The organism is Streptomyces sp. NPDC004539 (genome assembly GCF_040610055.1).
In the GTDB taxonomy this organism is placed as follows: Bacteria; Actinomycetota; Actinomycetes; order Streptomycetales; family Streptomycetaceae; genus Streptomyces.
In genome coordinates this window covers 1-17,195 of the sequence record NZ_JBEXLS010000009.1, presented here as the reverse complement: position 1 = coordinate 17,195, position 17,195 = coordinate 1, and the positions used below count along the sequence as shown (strand labels likewise).

Below are 17,195 nucleotides of genomic sequence, written 5' to 3'. Positions count from 1 at the left end.
GGGCGTCAGGCGGTGCGCGGGCCGAGGATCGCGTCCAGCCGCTGTTCCATCGTTCTCGTCGCCGGGGAGACCACGTGCGGTGCGAGGGCCTTCGGGACGGCGGTCACCGGCGCGTCGAGGTACGGAGCGAGGAGCGCGGCGACCTCCTGCTCGCCTCCCGGGACGACACCGGTGTCGACGGCCGACGCCACGACCTCGGACCAGACGTCCGCGTCGTCGAGCAGATCGCGGACCGTGGCCGGCGTGCCGGCCGTGATGTCGCCGGCCAGTGGATCGGGCACCTCCCAGAGGTGCTCCCCGTGCCCGACGGTCCGGGGCTCGTCGGCTCCCGGCAGACGCACGTGGGCGAGGGCACCGACCGGGACGCGCACGGTCAGGCGGAACGTCCCCGCCTCCCTCTCCCAGGCGACCTGGGCGTCGCCGTACGGCGTGAGGTGGCGGGCCGACGCGGACGTCAGATCGGTGGAGGGGCGCGGGTCGACGAGGATCTCGCGGTAGCCGGGCGCGGCGGGGGCCAGTCCGGCGACGGTGCGGTGGAGCCAGTCCGCGACGGCGCCGAGGGCATAGTGGTTGAACGACGTCATCCCATCGGTGTTGACGCTCCCGTCGGGCAGCATGCTGTCCCAGCGCTCCCAGACGGTGGTGGCGCCCATCGTCACCGGGTAGAGCCACGACGGGCACCGCGTCTGCAACAGCAGGCGGTAGGCCACGTCGACGTGGCCGGTGGCGACCAGCGCGTCGGTCACCAGCGGAGTCCCCACGAAGCCGGTGCTGATGCGGAACGCGTTCGCGCGCACCAGGTCGGAGAGCCGCCGGCCCGCGTGTGCGCGGTGCTCGGCGTCGGGCAGCAGGGCCCACTGGACGGCCAGCGCGTATACCGTCGGGGCGTCGGAGAGGACGCGGCCGGTCCGGGTGACGTACGCGTGGATGAACGCCGTCCGTACCTCGGCCGCCAGCGCGGCGTACCGGTCGGCCTCGGCGGTGCGGCCGAGCACGCGCGCCGCCTGCGCCACGACCTCCGCCGAGCGGGCCAGGTGCGCGGTGGCCACCACGTCCGGATCGGCCTTGGCGCGGGCCGCGTCCTCCGCGGGGGCCGTCGGGTCGAGCCAGTCGCCGAACTGGAAGCCGCCCGACCAGAGCCGGTCGGGCCCGGCGAGCCCCGCCACATGGTCGACCCAGGCGCGCATGCTGGGCAGTTGACGCTCCAGGAGCCCACGGTCACCGGTGCGCAGATACACCGTCCAGGGGACCAGCGCGGCGGCGTCACCCCACGCGGTCGCGGCGGGCGACGGGGTGCGGATCACGTCCGGGACCACGTACGGCACCGACCCGTCCGGTTGCTGCTCGGCGGCCAGGTCCCCGAGCCATGAGCCGAGGAAGCCCGCGCTGTCGAACAGGAACATGGCCGTGGGCGCGAACACCTGGATGTCCCCGGTCCAGCCGAGCCGTTCGTCGCGCTGGGGGCAGTCCGTGGGGACGTCGACGAAGTTTCCGCGCATGCTCCACACCACGTTCTCGTGGAAGCGGTCGAGCAGGGCGTGGGAGGAGCTGAACCAGCCCGTGCGGCGCAGATCGGAGCCGATCACCACGGCGTCCACGTCCTCGGCGCGCAGACCGGGCACGCCCGACACCTCCGCGTACCGGAAGCCGTGGAAGGTGAGGGAGGGCTCCAGCGTCTCCTCGGCCGCGCCGGTGACCAGGTAGCTGTCCGTCGCCTCGGCGGAGCGCAGGGGAGCGGTCGCCAGTTCACCGTTCTCCAGGACCTCCGCGTGCCGGACGACGACCTCGCCGCCGGGCACCAGACCGCGCACGCGCAACCGCACCCAGCCCACCGCGTTCTGGCCGAAGTCGACCAGAGTGCGGCCGGAGGGGGACGTCCACACCTTCTCCGCGGGGAGGAGACAGCTGACCCGGACGGGCGGCCCCTCCGGTGCGACGAGGCGTCCGAGGTCGCCCGCCACCACCTCCACCGCGCCGGCGGCCACGGGCCAGCGCGTGCCGCGCCGCCGCAGATCGGTGCGCTGGCCGTCGTAGAGGTCGTCGGCGAGCACCTCGCTCTCCCGGGCGGTCCAGGTGCCGTCGGTGGCGAGCACGTGCATCCGGCCGTCGGCGGTGGTGACCTCCAGCTGGGCCAGCAGGGCGAGCCGGTCGCCGTACAGGGCGCGTTCGGCGTTGAAGCCGAGACGTCCGCGGTACCAGCCGTTGCCCAGCAGGACATGCAGGTCGTTGGCGCCCTCGCGGACCAGTTCCGTGACGTCGTACGTCTGGTAGCGCAGCCGGTGTTCGTAGGCGGTCCAGCCCGGTGCGAGGACCTGGTCGCCGACCCGGTGACCGTTGAGGGTGGCGGTGTACAGGCCGTGCGCGGTGGCGTAGAGGCGGGCCCTGCGCACCTCGCCCGGGACGTGCAGGGACCCCTGGAGGACCGGCGCCGGCATGCGCAGGCCGCCGAGGTCCACCGGGCTGACGAAGGCCGCCGACCAGTCGGCGGCGTCGAGCAGTCCGGCCTCCACGACGGAACGCTCGCTCCACTCGCTCCAGTCGTCGCCGTGGGCGACGCGCACGCGGACGGAGGCGAACTCACGGGACGCCAGAGGCGGGGCGGGCCAGGGCACCAGCACCTGCTCGGCGCTGTTCACCCGGTGGCGCTCGGTGTGCCCGCCGCGCAGGATCTCCACCTCGTAGGCGGTCTGCCGGTAGTCCGTGTCCGCGTGCGGGACGGTCCAGGAGAGCCGGGGTGAGCCGGTTCCGATGCCCCGGAGCGGGGAGCGGTCGGTGAGGTGTTCGAAGCGGGGTGCGTGGGGAGCGGCTGCCACGGCCATGCGAGTCTCCAGACTTCTTGGGCAGTCGGTGACCGGGCCTGGAGCAGGCTTCGTGGCCTTGCCCAGGAACGCCCGCGCGCGGTGATGAAGGCGCTGTCTGGCGGGCCGGTGTTGTATAACGTTCTACGTCGGGCAGCGTAGGGAGCGCTCCTCGCGCGTGTCAAGGGACAGGGAGGACGTCGATCCATGAGGAAACCGGGGAAGACGGCGCTTGTAGCATGGGGCGTGTGGACACCAGCTCTGCTGACGGGGGGCGGGGCGAGATGACTGCGGTACAGGGCGGACCCTCCGGCGTCCGCCGCGTCACCATCCAGGACGTGGCCAGGGAGGCGCAGGTCTCCGTCTCGGCGGTGTCCAAGGTGCTGCGCGACGCCTACGGCGTCAGTCCCGAGATGCGGGCCAAGGTCACCGCCGCGATCGAGAAGCTGGGGTACCGCCCGCAGGCCGGGGCCCGAGCGATGCGCGGCCGTTCGTACACGGTGGGCGTCATGCTCGTGGCGCTGTCGCACCCGTTCCAGCCGGAGATCGTCGAGGGCGTCACGGACGAACTGGAACCCACCCCCTACCAGGAGATACTCATCACCGGCGGGCTCGACCGGGAACGTCAGCAGCGCAGTGTCGAGGCACTGATGGACCGGGGGGTCGACGGCCTCGTCGTCATCTCGCCCGCGATGAGCACGCCCTGGCTGGAGCGGCTCGGGGCGACCCTGCCCACGGTGGTCGTCGCCCGGCACGGCGGCGCGGCCGGCTTCGACACCGTCGTGGACGACGACCAGGGCGGCGCGCGCCTCATGGTCGACCACCTCGTGGCTCTCGGGCACCGGCGCATCGTGCACACGACGCACCCCATGGGCGCGCTGGAACGGCCGCACGTCCTCGCGCACACCGCGCGGCTGGACGGCTTCGTGGCGGCGATGAGACGGCACGGCCTGGAACCCGACGTCATCGAGACCTCCTTCACCGAGGAGGGCGGCCACCGCGCCGCGCTCGAAGCCCTCTCCAGGCGGGAGCCGCCCACCGCGATCTTCGCCGGCGCCGACATCGCCGCCCTCGGTGTGCTGCGGGCGGCGGAGGAACGCGGTCTGCGGGTGCCCGAGGACCTCACCGTGACCGGATACGACAACGTCAACGCCTCGTCGATCGGCAGGGTCTCCCTCACGACCGTCGACCAGTCCGGCCACCTCACCGGGCAGACGAGCGCCCGCCTTCTGCTGGAACGGCTCGACGGCCGTACCCGGCCCGTCCACTACGTCGTGGCGCCCCGGCTCCTGCCGCGCGGGACCAGCGCGGCTCCCGCGAAGGTGTTCGACTGAGCGGCGCTCGCGCGCCTGTGGTCGGTATCCGCCCTGTTCAGCGGTGGTCTCCGCGTCGGCGGTGACGTGTGTCCTCGCGTCCGCGTGTGCGAACGCGAGGCTACGGGGGCGTTGCGGAACTGTTACTCATGCGGGCCGGAGCAGCCTCTTGACGTGGCCGAGTCGGCTCCGTACGTTGCCGCGTAGAACGTTTTACATCTCCTCTTCCCGTCCGGTCTGCGCCGTTCTGCCCCGAGGCGCTGGGACGATTTCCCGCCAGATGGCACACAGCCTCGGCGGCACCCTCATTCGCGTCCGAAGGAGTCCACGATGAGGCGCACCATCCGACCCGCTCGCAGAGCGGTCACCATGATCACGGCCGCAGCCGCACTCGCCGCGCTGAGCGGCTGCACGGACGCCGGCTCCAGCGCGGGCGGCGGGGGCGGCGGCAAGGACAAGAGCACCCTCACGCTCGGCATGAGCCAGGACATCCAGGGCTGGGACCCCACCAACCAGCCCAGCTACCAGGGCTGGGGCGCGTCCGCCGTCTACGACACCCTGCTCCGCTGCGACAGGCAGGGCAAGCCCCAGCCGGGCGCCGTGAAGTCCTGGCAGCTGAACCCGGACAACACTGGTGGAACGTTCACCCTGCACCCGGGGATGAAGTTCTCGGACGGCACGCCCGTGAACGCGGAGTCGGTGAAGGCGATGGTCGACTTCATCCAGGCGAAGGGTGCCACGGGCGCCCGGTTCGCCGGCTGGAAGGCTTCCGCGCAGGGCGACCTGTCCTTCAGGATCACCACGAAGCCCAACCCGCTGTTCGTCGCCCGCCTGTGCGAACTGCGCGTGGCGAGCCCGAAGTACCTGGCCTCGGGGAAACTCAACAAGGCCCCGGTCGGCTCCGGCCCCTACACCCTCGACGCCTCGGCGACGACCGCCGGCTCGGTGTACACCTTCGTCAAGAACGACGCCTACTGGGACTCCAAGACCTTCCCGTACAAGAAGCTCGTCCTGAAGGTGCTCACCAACGAGACCGCGGCGATCAACGCGCTCAAGACGGGACAGATCGACGGCTCCCTGATCACCCAGGCGACCTACAGCCAGGCCGAGGCCGCGAAGCTGAAGATCCAGTCGCAGAAGTCCCAGGTGACCCGGCTGCTGCTGACCGACCACCTCGGCAAGAAGGTCCCGGCCCTCGGCAGCGTCGACGTGCGCCGCGCGATGAACATGGTCTTCGACAAGGCGGCCATCGCGAAGAACATCTACCGCGGGCTGGCCGACCCGGCCGCCCAGATCTTCCGCCCGGGCAGCGCGGCCTATCTCGACGGCCTCAAGGACCCCTACCCCTTCGACGTCGAGGCCGCGAAGGCCCTGATGAAGAAGGCGGGCTACCCGAACGGCTTCGAGCTGGAGATCCCGTTCATGCAGGGCCAGAACCTCGAACCGCTGATGCCCGTCGTCATCCAGCAGCTGGGCCTGCTGAACATCAAGGTCAAGCAGGTCAACCTGACCGGCCCCAACGCCATCAGCGAACTGCTCAGCGGCAAGTACCCCGTCCCGTTCTGGCAGCTCGGCAACTACGGCGACTCGCTCCAGGACATCAGCGACTACCTGCTGCCCGACGGCATCTGGAACGTGATGCACCAGAAGGACGCGACGGTGGCCGAGGGCTGGGACAAGATCCTGACCAGCGATGCCGCCCAGTCCGCCGAGGAACAGCAGGCCCTCAACCGCTACATCGTCGACCAGGCATGGTTCGTGCCCATGGTGCAGGCGAGCATGCACTACGCCTACAACCCCGAGGTCGACGTCCGTCAGTCCAGCGACCCGTCCGGTCTGCACCCCATGCTGTGGGACTTCCAGTAGACCGGCGGAGGGGAACGAACGGAGCCGCAGATGTTGGGTGCAGTGGTGAGGAAACTGGTCCGCGCGGTGAGCGTGCTGCTTCTCGTGAGCTTCGCGACCTTCGCCCTGATGTACGGCAACGCGACAGGCATCGCGCGGTCGGTCCTCGGAGTACGAGCGACCGAGAGCGACGTCCACGCCCAGGTCGTCAAGCTCGGGCTGGACAAGCCGCTCCTGGTCCAGTACTGGGACTGGCTCAAAGGGGCCGTCACCGGTGACCTCGGCGAGTCCTTCTTCACGGGCGAGTCCGTGACGTCCGCCCTCTCGTCCCGGGTCCCGGTGACCCTGGCCCTCATCGTGCTGACGATCGCGCTCACGACGGCGGTGAGCGTCCTCATCGGGGTCGCCGCCGCCGTCCGCGGCGGGTGGATCGACCGGACGGTGCAGTTCATGTCGGTGCTGGGCGCGGCCGTACCGCCGTTCATCATCGCCATCGGCCTCGTCTTCGCCTTCGCCGTCTCGGTCCGGATGTTCCCCGCGACGGGGTACGTGTCGCCGGACCAGAGCCTCGGCGGCTGGCTCGAATCGATCACCCTCCCGGTGATCGCGCTGCTCATCGGCTCCGTCGCCAACGCCGCCGCGCAGTTCCGCGGAGCGGTCCTCGACACGCTCTCGCAGGACTACGTCCGCACCCTGCGGGCACGCGGCGTCCCCGAGTCACGGGTGGTCTTCCGGCACGTGCTGCGCAACGCCGCCGGCCCCGGACTGACCACCCTCAGCCTCCAGACCCTCGGGCTCATCGGCGGCGCGGTCATCATCGAGTCGGTGTTCGCGCTGCCCGGCCTCGGCGACCTCAGCAACACCTCCGCCCAGAAGGGCGACGTGCCTCTGGTCATGGGATGCGTGCTGGTGACCATCTTCGTCGTCCTCGTCGTCAACCTGCTGGGCGACCTCGTCATGGCGGCGGTCAACCCGAAAGCGAGGAAGCGATGACCACGACGCCCCCGCTGACCACGGCCGGACCGGCCCAGCCGGCCGCCAAGGGAGCCTCGCTCGTCAGGCGGCTGCTCACCAACCCGCAGGCCGTCATCTGCCTGGCCTTCCTGAGCTGCGTGACCTTCGCGGGACTGGCCAGCCCCTGGCTGGCCCCGCACGGCCAGAACGTGACGGACGTCAACTCGGTGAACACCCCGCCGTTCTCCGCCGGGCACCTCCTCGGAACGGACTCCACGGGACGCGACATCCTGTCCCGGCTCATGAGCGGCACCCAGCAGACCCTGCTCGCCTGCCTGGTGGTGCTCCTCGTCTCCATGGTGCTCGGTGTGACCACCGGCCTCGTCGCCGGCTTCTACCGGGGCAGGGTCGACGCCGTGTCGAACTGGGCCTCCGACGTCGTGATGGCCACCCCCGGCATCATCCTGCTCATCGCGCTCTACACGCGGACCGGCGCGGACATCGTGGCGGCGATGGCCACCTACGGGCTGATCGTCGCACCGTCCTACTTCCGTCTGGTCAGGAACGTCGTCCTCGGGGTCCGGGGCGAGCTGTACGTGGACGCCGCCAAGGTGGTCGGACTCTCCGACCTGCGGATCGTCGGCAGGCATGTGCTCTGGGCCGTCCGCGCGCCCGTGATCATCCAGAGCGCGTTCGTCCTGGCCTCGGCGATCGGCATCGAGGCCGGACTGGGCTTCCTCGGCCTGAGCGACCCGGCCAAGGCGTCCTGGGGCGGCGTCCTCCAGGAGGCGTTCGGCAACATCTACAACAACAAGGCCGGTGTCCTGTGGCCCGCGCTCCTCATCAGCCTGACCGTCCTGTCGCTCGTCCTGCTCGGCAACGCCCTGCGCGACGTGCTCCAGTCGTCCGCCCACAGCAGGACGGTCACCCCGCGCCGACCGCGTGAACTGACCCGGCAGGCAAGGGACCTGACGGCGGGGGCGCGCGAGACGGACGCTCCGGCGGACGCGGTCCTGTCGGTACGCGGCCTGCGCATCGGCTACCCGGACGGCGAGGGCGGGGTGACCGAGGTGGTGCACGGCGTCGACCTCGACGTCCGGCGCGGCGAGATCCACGGCCTGGTCGGCGAGTCCGGGTCCGGCAAGTCGCAGATCGCGTTCTCCACCCTGGGCATCCTGCCCCGGGAGGCCGTCGTCCTGGGCGGCAGCATCGTCCTCGACGGCAAGGACCTGCTCGCCGACGAGCACCACATGCGTGAGGCCCGCGGCCGGCGGATCGCCTACGTGCCGCAGGAACCCATGTCGAACCTCGACCCCTGCTTCACGGTCGGCGCGCAGCTCACCTACGGTCTGCGCGCGGTGAAGAACCTCACGAAGCGGGAGGCGGAGCGGGAACTCCTGGCCCTCCTCACGCGCGTCGGCATCAAGAACCCGGAACGCGTCTTCGGGCAGTACCCGCACGAGATCTCCGGCGGCATGGCCCAGCGCGTCCTCATCTGCGGCGCGATCGCCTCGGGCCCCGACCTGATCGTCGCGGACGAACCGACCACCGCCCTGGACGTCACCGTTCAGGCCGAGGTGCTCGAACTGCTCCGCGAACTGCGGGACGAACGCGGCCTCGCCGTGATCCTCGTGACGCACAACCTCGGCGTCGTGGCGGACCTCTGCGACCGGGTCAGCGTGATGAAGGACGGCCACATCGTGGAACGCGGCGACGTGGACCCGCTGTTCGAGGCGCCCGCCGAGGCGTACACGAGGGAACTGCTCTCGTCGGCACGCCGTGTCGAGATCGCGGAGGTGTGACGGATGACGGAGACCGTTCTGAAGGTCGAGAACCTCGTCGTGTGCTACGGAGGGCGCCGGGGCAGGAGCACCACGGTGATCGACGACGTCTCGTTCGACCTGCGCGCGGGGGAGACCCTGAGTCTGGTGGGCGAATCGGGATCGGGGAAGACGACGATCGGCCGGGCGATCCTCGGGCTCGCCCCGGTCACCTCCGGCTCCGTCCGCTTCCGGGGAGAGCCCATCAGCAACATCTCCCGCTCCCGCCGCCGCAAGGTCGCCCGCGACATCCAGGTCGTCTTCCAGGACCCGTACTCGTCGCTCAACCCGTCGATGGCCGTCGAGGACATCCTCGCCGAACCCCTCCTCGCCGCCGGCTCCCGGGACGGGCGCACGCGGGTCCGGGAGCTCCTGGACGCCGTCGGTCTCCCGGCCGACTCCGGCGGACGGCACCCGCGGGAGTTCTCCGGCGGGCAGCGTCAGCGCGTCGCCATCGCGCGGGCCCTCGCCCTGGACCCCTCGGTCATCATCTGCGACGAACCCACCAGCGCCCTGGACGTCACGACGCAGGCCCGGGTCCTCACACTCCTCCAGGACATCCAGCGCGAGAGAGGCGTGGCGTATCTGTTCATCAGCCACGACCTGGGCGTGGTGAACCAGGTGAGCGACCGGATCGCCGTCCTCAACCAGGGGCGCATCGCCGAGATCGGCGACGCCCACGACGTCGCCACGAACCCGCAGCACCCCTACACCCGCAAGCTCCAGATGGCGGCACCGGTCGCGGACCCGAAGCGCCAGCGCCTGCGCCGGGCGAAGCGACTGAGCCTCGCCGCCGAGCCCACGGACGCCCACTGACACACCGCCACGCCGGCCGGCCCGTACACCGCCGAGCACCGGCGGCTCCCCGGCATGCCCCGCACCAGAAACCAGCGCAGCATCTCCCTTTCCAGGAGCAGCACATGAGCGTACGACGACCCTCCCGACGTGATGTCGTCCGCGCCTCGGCCGCGGGCACGGCCGTCGCGCTGGGTGCCACACCGTTGCTGAGCACGCCAGCCTCGGCCGAGACACGGCCGGTGTGCTCGGCGAGCGGCCCCGGTGGCCCCATGCGGATCACCCCCGACTGCGACGACCCGCAGTACGACCGTCCCGTGATCGACAGCGAGGAGGACCTGACCACCCCCGTCCGGCACCGGAAGGTGTCCGGTCACTTCGAGGGCACCTCCAAGAAGTTCACCATCTACCTGCCCCCCAAGAAGCAGTGGCAGGGGAGGTTCTTCCACAAGGTCTACCCGACCCAGGACGAGCAGGCCCCGGACGCCCTCGTCGCCTTCGGCGCGGCCAGCGGCGCCTACACCGTCCAGACCAACGGAGGCATCGGCTACCGCGTCGAGGCGGCGGCGGCCAAGTTCTCCCGGACGGTCGCGGCGAAGTACTACCGCTCCGGCCGGCGGATCTACGGCTACGTCTACGGCGGCAGCGGCGGTTCCTACCAGACCATCGGCGCCATCGAGAACACCGTGGGCGTGTGGGACGGAGCGGTGCCGTTCATACCCGGCAGCCCGGTGTCCGTCCCCAACAGCTTCACCGTCCGCGCCCTGGCCAGACTCGTACTGCGGGACAAGGCCGCCCGCATCGGCGACGCGGTCGCCCCCGGCGGCTCGGGCGACCCCTACGCCGGGCTCGACGGCGTCGAGCGCGCCATGCTGCGCGAGGTGTCGACCATGGGCGTGCCGCTCCGGACGTGGGAGGACTACTCCTACGTGCTCCGGCTGCCGGTGGACCCCGACAACCTGCTGGGCATCGGGGCCATCGTGCGCGGCATCGATCCCACGTACGCGGACGACTTCTGGTCGAAGCCGGGCTATCTCGGCACCGAGCGCTCCCCCCTCGGCGACCTGGTCCGCGCCGCGAGGATCGACCACACGGCGACCGTCACCGAGGTGCGCCGCGACGCGGGCGGCATGCCGACGGCGCTGCTCCTCGACAGCGTGCCGGCCACGGAGATCAGGACACCCCTCGACTTCACGGTCCGCAGTGCGGACGGCACGACGAGCATCGGCACGCTGACCGGTTCGCTGGACGTCGCCGCCAAGGTGTTCACGCTCGCGGCCGGAAACAGCGCGGACGTCCTCAAGGCACTGGACAGCGGCGACCGGCTCCGGGCCGACAACCACTGGTTCCTCGCCCTGCACGCCTACCACCGGTACCAGGTTCCGACCCGGCCCGGTCTCTACACCTTCGACCAGTACCGAGGACCGGACGGAAAGCCCCTGTACCCGCAGCGGGCGGTCCAGATCGGCCCGCTCGTGTCCGCCAACACCAGCGGCGGCGGCACGCACACGGGCAAGGTCAACGGCAAGGTCATCGTGGTCGCCAACCTGCTGGACCCGGACGCCTGCCCCTGGCCCGGCGACTGGTACGGCACCCAGGTGAAGCAGGCCATGGGCGGCCGGTTCGACGACACCTTCCGGCTCTGGTACAACGACAGCGCCAACCACCTGGAGGAACCCCCCACCGGGGCCGGCACGAACCGGCTGGTGGACTGGACCGGCATCCTGGAGCACGCCCTGCGCGACCTGTGCGCCTGGGTGGAACAGGGCAGGGCACCGGCACGAACCACCTCCTACCGCGTGAGCGACAGCCAGATCGCCGTGCCGGCCCGGGCCCGCGCCCGGCTGGGCGTCCAGCCCGTCGTCGACCTCACCGCGCACGGCCGGGACCGGATCGAGGCCGTCGCCGGACGGCCGGTCGTCTTCCGGGCCCGCATCGAGACGCCCCCGAAGGCCGGCCGGATCGTGGCCGCCGAATGGGACTTCACCGGTTCCGGGACCTTCACCGCACACCCCTGCGGCCCCGCGCGGGAGACCGCCGAGGTACAGGCGTCCTTCACCTACGACAGACCCGGCACGTACTTCGTGGCACTGCGCGCGACCGCCCAACGCGAGGGCGACGCGCACACACCGTTCGCCAGAGTGCGGAACCTGGGCCGGGTGCGTGTGGTCGTGAGATGACCGGCCCGCCCGCCCCGCGCACCTGACACGCACCTCCCGACAGAAGGACCATCGTGACCGCATCACCCCGAACTCACCGTGACCCCGAACTGTCCGCCGACACCCGCGCCGAACTGCTCCTGAAGGAGATGACGCCGGAGGAGAAGTGCGGCCAGCTCGGCGGAGCCTGGCCGTGGACGTTCGTCGACGCGGACGGCAAGGACGCCGAGGGCGTGGAGACGCTGCTGCGGTGTCCGCCCGGCCATGTCCCGGCCCTGGCCGGCGACGACCCGGTGCGGCTCGCCCGCGTCGTCGGCGCCGTCCAGCGCCAGTTCGTGACCCGCACCCGCCTCGGCATCCCGGCCCTGATCCACCAGGAGGCGCTCAACGGGTTCATGACCGGCGGGCACATGGTGTTCCCGACCCCCGTCGGCCTCGCCGCCGCCTTCAGCCCCGACCTCGTCGAGGAGATGGGCGCCCTGATCCGGCGCCAGATGCGCCGCCTCGGCTTCGCCCAGGCGCTGTCCCCGGTGATGGACGTCGCCCTGGACCCCCGATGGGGACGCGTGCACGAGACGTACGGCGAGGACCCCTACCTCTGCGCCGCGCTGTCCGTCGCCTACACCCAGGGACTCCAGGGCGACGACCTCGCGCTCGGCGTCGCCGCCACGGCCAAGCACTTCCTCGGCTACGGCCTCGCGGCCGGCGGGATCAACCTGTCCGCCTACGAGGGAGGCGCCCGCAGGACCCGGGACCTGTTCGCCCACCCCTTCGAGGCAGCCATCCAGCTCGCCGGCCTCAAGTCCGTGATGAACTCCTACGCCGACGTCGACGACATCCCCGTCGGCATCTCCCGCGAGGTGCTCACCGGCCTGCTGCGCGACACCCTCGGCTTCGACGGCTTCGTCTCCTCGGACTACACGACCCTGGAACACGTCGTCACCCGCCAGCGGGCCGCCGCGACACCCGGTGAGGCCGCCCGCCTCGGCGTCCTCGCCGGTCTCGACGTCGAACTCCCCACCCCGTACGCCTACGGCTCCCTCGCCGAGGAGGTGCGGCGCGGCGCGCTGGACGAGCGGGACGTCGACGTGTGCGTCCTGCGCGTGCTGCGGGCCAAGTTCCAGCTGGGGCTGTTCGAGAACCCGTACCCGCGGGAGCACATCGACGTGGCCGCCGTCGCCGGCGAGGGCGAGGACCTCTCCCGGGAACTGGCCCGCCGGTCGGTCGTGCTCGCCGGCAACGACGGAATCCTCCCGCTCGCTCCGCGCGGCCGGACCGTCGCCGTGATCGGCCCGCACGCCGACGCCGCCGCGCTCCAGTTCCCGACGTACACCTATCCGGCCTGGCGGGACGCCGCGTTCGCCATGGGCCGGGGCGAGATGATCAACATGGTCGGCGCGGAGACCGCGCACACCGCATGGAACGACGCGATGCTGGGCCGCGCCGACACGGAGAGCTTCGTCCGCGAACGCTACGGGGCACGCTCGCTCGCCGAGGAGATCGCCGACTTCGCCGGACACGTCCTCACCGAGGCGGGCAGCACGCTCACACAGCCCTTGGACCAGGAACACCTCGACCGGGCCGTGGACGCCGCGAGACGGTCCGACGTCGTCGTGCTGGCCCTCGGCGGGGCGAGCCTGTGGTTCAACGGCGAACGCACCGAGGGGGAGGGCAGCGACTCGGCGGACATCTCCCTGCCCGCCGCACAGACCCGGCTGGCCGAGGCGGTGGCCGCCACCGGCACCCCCCTCGTCGTCGTCCTCTTCCAGGGGCGCGCCTACGCGCTGCCCGAGGTGGTCAGGAACGCCGCCGCGATCGTGGTGGCGCCCTACGGAGGCCCCTTCGGGACGAAGTCCGTCGCCGAGGTTCTCTTCGGAGCGGTCAACCCCAGCGGAAAACTGCCCTACAGCATTCCGCGGCACACGGGGCAGATCCCGGTGTACCACCACCAGAAGGCCGGCACCGGCTACCGCAACCCGCTGCCGCCCGGCACCACACAGCTCTACCTCGACATGGAGGCCACCCCGCTGTACCCGTTCGGACACGGCCTGAGCTACGGCGACTTCACCCTCGCCGACCTGGAGCACGACGCGTGGGCCGACACCTCCGGCGCCGTCCGGATCGCCGCCACGGTCACCAACACCGGCGCGGCCGAGGGCGCGGCCGTCGTCCAGCTCTACGTCCGGATCAACACCTCGGGTGTCACCCGCCCCGCACAGCAGTCGGCCGGCTTTCGCCGGGTCGGCCTCGCACCGGGGGAGTCCCGCCGAGTCACGTTCGAGGTGCGGGCCGCCCAGCTCGGACACACGAACGCGGCGAGGGACTTCGTCGTGGAACCCGCGCGCGTGGACTTCTTCCTGGGCTTCGACTCCGACGACCGGCGCGCCGAGGGGTCGTTCGAGATCCGGGGCGAGGAGCGGGTGCTCGCGAGCGCTGAGCGCACCTTCCTCTCCGAGACAGCGGTCGAGCGTGTCTGACCGCGCCGGCCCGCGCGACCTCCGGCACGGCACCTCCGCGACGGGGCCCCGGCCGTGCCGGTAGCCGCCTACCGGGAGCTCATGCGCACCCCCTCGGTGCCCTGGCTGTTCGTCACGTCGATCGTGGGCCGCTTCCACCAGGGCATGACCGGCCTCGCGCTGATGATGCTCACCACCGAGCACGCGAGCTACACGGTCTACAGCGCGGTGTCGGCCGCCGGTGTGGCCGGAGCCGTCGTCGCCGGGCCGCTGCTGAGCAGACTCGCCGACACCCACGGACGCCGCCGGGTCCTCACCGCCACCACCGCGCTGCACACGGCGGCCATGGCGGCACTGATCCTGGCGCCGCCGCGGCCGGCCGCACTGGTCGGCCTGTCCCTGCTCCTCGGCCTCTGCACGCCACCGATGACGTCGGCGGTCAGGGCCGCCCTGCCGACACTGCTCCGCTCCGGCCAGCGGCGCACCTACTTCGCGCTCGAAGCGACATCACAGGAAGTGATCTTCGTGGCCGGACCGGTGATCACGTCCTCGCTCGCCGCGTTCGGCGGACCCCGCCTCGCACTCGGCGCCTGCGGCGCCCTGGTCCTCGTCGGAACGCTCGCCTACGTACGGGACCGCAACGCCGAAGCCGGACGCACCACGGCGGCTGCCGCGAAGGGCGGGAGCCTGCTGCGGCGGCCCGGACTGCCGCGCCTGTACGCGACGGGATTCCTGCTGACCGGCGCGCTGGCCGGTCAGGTGCTCGGCGTGGTCGCCACGGTGAGCGGACGGCAGGTGTCCTCGGAGGCGGGCTTCGTGATCGCCGTCGGCAGCCTAGGCTCCCTCGTCGGCGGACTGGTCCACGGCACCCGCGGCCACCGGGCACGACTGCGGCACCTGATGCTGCTCCTGACGGCCGGGCTCGCCGTCCTGCCGCTCGCCACCGGAGAGGCGACCCTGACCGTCCTCCTCTTCTTCTGGGGACTCACGGTCGCCCCGGCCATGTCCGGCCTGTTCGAGCGGCTGTCCGCGACGGTGCCCGACGGCTCGGCCGCCGAGGCGTTCGGATGGATGAACAGCATGTTCGCCGCCGGGAACGTGGCCGGCACCGCACTCGGCGGCCTGCTGATCACCCAGTGGGGAGCCCGCGCCCCGCTCGTCGCGGCGTGCGGGCTCGGCCTGCTCGCCGCGCTCGTCTGCGAACCGTGGACCCGGCCCGGGCGCGGCGCCGCCGACCCGGACGACGCGGCGCATCCGCACACCCGCCCCGCAACACCCTCCAGCACGGAAAGGCACGACCGCACATGACGCTTCCCAACCCGCTGATCCCGGGCTTCAACCCGGACCCGAGCTGTGTGCTCGTCGACGGCACCTACTACCTCGTCACCTCGTCGTTCGAGTACCTGCCGGCGCTGCCGGTCCACCGCAGCACCGACTTCGTCACCTGGGAGCACATCGGCAACGTCGCCACCCGTGAGGAGCAGGTGCGAGTCGCGGACGTACCGGACTCCGGGGGAGTGTGGGCGCCGACGATCCGCCACCACGACGGCCTCTTCCACGTGATCGTCACGGTGGCCGTCAGCCCCCGCGGCTGTGTCGTGTTCACCGCCACCGACCCCGCCGGGCCGTGGAGCGACGGCACCGCCCTCGACGGCATCATCGGCATCGACCCCGACCTGGCCTGGGACGACACCGGCGCCGCGTACGTCACCTACAGCGGCCTGCACCTGGACGGCACGACGGTCGTCGAGCACCGGGGCATCCTCCAGGCCAGGGTCGACCTCGCCGAGGGACGGGTGCTGGAGGCACCCCGTGAGCTGTGGTCCGGAACGGGACTCGTCGCCCCCGAGGCACCGCACGTGTTCCGGCGGGGCGACCACTGGTACCTGATGATCGCGGAGGGCGGCACCGGGTACGGGCACGCGGTGAGCGTCGCCCGTGGACCGGGCATCGAGGGGCCCTTCGAAGGCGCGCCGGGCAACCCGGTGCTGTGCGCCTCGGGCACCGACCGCCCCGTCCAGTGCACGGGCCACGCCGACCTGGTCCGCGGGCCGCACGGCGAGGACGTCCTGGTGCTGCTCGGCACCCGCCCGGCCGGCAAGGCCACACCCCTGGGGCGTGAAACGTTCGTCACCGGCGTGGAGTGGCGCGACGGCTGGCCCTGCCCGGCGCCCGTGGAGCTGAACCCGCGCCCGGAACCCCTTGACGAGTACTTCGAGTTCACCGACCCGGTCGCCCTGGCCGATCCCGGCTGGCTGGCGGTGGGCCGCGCCCCCGGCGAGGTGGCCTCGCTCACCGAACGCCCCGACTGCCTCACCCTGACCGCGGACTCCGGCGGCCTCAGGGTCTTCCGGCCCGACTTCGTCGGCCGCCGCCAGCGCCACCTGAACAGCGTGTTCGAGGCCCGCGTCGAGCCGGGCGAGGGCAGCGGCGGGCTCGGTCTGCGCTTCGACGAGGAGTTCACGGTCAGCCTGGTCGCCGAGCGCGCCCCGGCCGACGGCCGGACTCTCGTCACGGCCCGCGGCGACCTGCCCGGGATGTCCCAGGCGTGGACCAGGGAACTGGCGGGCGAACAGGTGTTGTTGCGGATCGAGACCCGTGTCCCCGCCCCGCACGAGGTGCCCTGGCTGCCGCCGGGGGACACGATCCGGCTCGTCGCCGTGGACGGGTCCGGGACCGAGACACTGCTCGCCGAACTGGACGGCCGCTTCTGGTCCGTGGAACTCGCCGCCCCCTTCACCGGCCGCGTCACCGGCATGTTCGCCGAGCACGGGACCGTCCACTTCACCGATTTCCGCTACCACGGAGAAGGCTCGTCGTGACCGCCCTGCCTCGCGGCGTCCTGTTCGGCGCGGCCTACTACCCGGCGTACGGCCCGGCTCGTCTGCCGTTCCGTACTTCCGCAGGTCAGAGTCCATGTTTACTAGCTGAACAAACCTTCGGGGTCGAATCCGGGGCGAATCTAAGAGCGTGTCTGAGATCTGCCGTATCGGCTGTACGGGTGAGTCGTTGGGTGGTGTGTGAGTGCTGCTGGGGATGCTTACCCGTCTGATCT

General features: G+C 71.6%; 10 protein-coding genes. 9 read left to right on the top strand and 1 reads right to left on the bottom strand.

Going from position 1 to position 17,195, the window contains the following annotated elements; translation table 11 throughout:
• Positions 1-5: 5 nt before the first annotated feature.
• Entirely contained in the window at positions 6-2,819 is a 2,814-nt protein-coding gene (locus ABZX85_RS20050) for a glycoside hydrolase family 78 protein (protein ID WP_355870037.1), read from the bottom strand.
• A 263-nt stretch (positions 2,820-3,082) separates the two neighbouring features.
• Here ABZX85_RS20050 and ABZX85_RS20045 point away from each other — a divergent pair, with 263 nt between their 5' ends.
• The 9 genes from ABZX85_RS20045 to ABZX85_RS20005 all read left to right on the top strand — a co-directional run bounded on the left by ABZX85_RS20045 (position 3,083) and on the right by ABZX85_RS20005 (position 16,962).
• The gene (locus tag ABZX85_RS20045; protein ID WP_355870035.1) at positions 3,083-4,132 is read left to right on the top strand and encodes a LacI family DNA-binding transcriptional regulator; all 1,050 of its coding nucleotides are present in this window, start codon (positions 3,083-3,085) and stop codon (positions 4,130-4,132) included.
• A gap of 309 nt (positions 4,133-4,441) precedes the next feature.
• Complete coding sequence (locus ABZX85_RS20040; RefSeq protein WP_355870032.1) at positions 4,442-5,977, top strand: ABC transporter substrate-binding protein; 1,536 nt, start codon at positions 4,442-4,444, stop codon at positions 5,975-5,977.
• Positions 5,978-6,007: 30 nt separating this feature from the next.
• On the top strand, positions 6,008-6,949 hold the full coding sequence (locus ABZX85_RS20035) for an ABC transporter permease (protein WP_355870030.1): 942 nt from the start codon (positions 6,008-6,010) through the stop codon (positions 6,947-6,949).
• Positions 6,946-8,712: a dipeptide/oligopeptide/nickel ABC transporter permease/ATP-binding protein gene (locus tag ABZX85_RS20030; protein ID WP_355870027.1), complete on the top strand. Its 1,767-nt coding sequence runs from the start codon at positions 6,946-6,948 to the stop codon at positions 8,710-8,712. The genes ABZX85_RS20035 and ABZX85_RS20030 overlap by 4 nt, the downstream gene beginning before the upstream one ends.
• Before the next feature lie 3 nt (positions 8,713-8,715).
• Complete coding sequence (locus ABZX85_RS20025; RefSeq protein WP_355870024.1) at positions 8,716-9,546, top strand: ATP-binding cassette domain-containing protein; 831 nt, start codon at positions 8,716-8,718, stop codon at positions 9,544-9,546.
• A 104-nt stretch (positions 9,547-9,650) separates the two neighbouring features.
• Complete coding sequence (locus tag ABZX85_RS20020; protein ID WP_355870021.1) at positions 9,651-11,705, top strand: PKD domain-containing protein; 2,055 nt, start codon at positions 9,651-9,653, stop codon at positions 11,703-11,705.
• Between the two features lie 53 nt (positions 11,706-11,758).
• Positions 11,759-14,161: a glycoside hydrolase family 3 N-terminal domain-containing protein gene (locus tag ABZX85_RS20015; protein WP_355870018.1), complete on the top strand. Its 2,403-nt coding sequence runs from the start codon at positions 11,759-11,761 to the stop codon at positions 14,159-14,161.
• A gap of 54 nt (positions 14,162-14,215) precedes the next feature.
• On the top strand, positions 14,216-15,448 hold the full coding sequence (locus ABZX85_RS20010; protein ID WP_355870016.1) for an MFS transporter: 1,233 nt from the start codon (positions 14,216-14,218) through the stop codon (positions 15,446-15,448).
• Positions 15,445-16,962, top strand: a complete 1,518-nt coding sequence (locus ABZX85_RS20005) for a family 43 glycosylhydrolase (protein ID WP_355870013.1) — start codon at positions 15,445-15,447, stop codon at positions 16,960-16,962. Before ABZX85_RS20010 ends, ABZX85_RS20005 begins: the two co-directional genes overlap by 4 nt.
• Positions 16,963-17,195: the final 233 nt, after the last annotated feature.

What these genes read in the sequence shown, in the direction of transcription:
- ABZX85_RS20040 (WP_355870032.1), top strand. Translation starts at nt 4,442, where the DNA reads ATGAGGCGCACCATCCGACCCGCTCGCAGAGCGGTCACCATGATCACG.
- ABZX85_RS20045 (WP_355870035.1), top strand. Translation starts at nt 3,083, where the DNA reads ATGACTGCGGTACAGGGCGGACCCTCCGGCGTCCGCCGCGTCACCATC.
- ABZX85_RS20050 (WP_355870037.1), bottom strand. Translation starts at nt 2,819, where the DNA reads ATGGCCGTGGCAGCCGCTCCCCACGCACCCCGCTTCGAACACCTCACC.
- ABZX85_RS20020 (WP_355870021.1), top strand. Translation starts at nt 9,651, where the DNA reads ATGAGCGTACGACGACCCTCCCGACGTGATGTCGTCCGCGCCTCGGCC.
- ABZX85_RS20025 (WP_355870024.1), top strand. Translation starts at nt 8,716, where the DNA reads ATGACGGAGACCGTTCTGAAGGTCGAGAACCTCGTCGTGTGCTACGGA.
- ABZX85_RS20035 (WP_355870030.1), top strand. Translation starts at nt 6,008, where the DNA reads ATGTTGGGTGCAGTGGTGAGGAAACTGGTCCGCGCGGTGAGCGTGCTG.
- ABZX85_RS20005 (WP_355870013.1), top strand. Translation starts at nt 15,445, where the DNA reads ATGACGCTTCCCAACCCGCTGATCCCGGGCTTCAACCCGGACCCGAGC.
- ABZX85_RS20030 (WP_355870027.1), top strand. Translation starts at nt 6,946, where the DNA reads ATGACCACGACGCCCCCGCTGACCACGGCCGGACCGGCCCAGCCGGCC.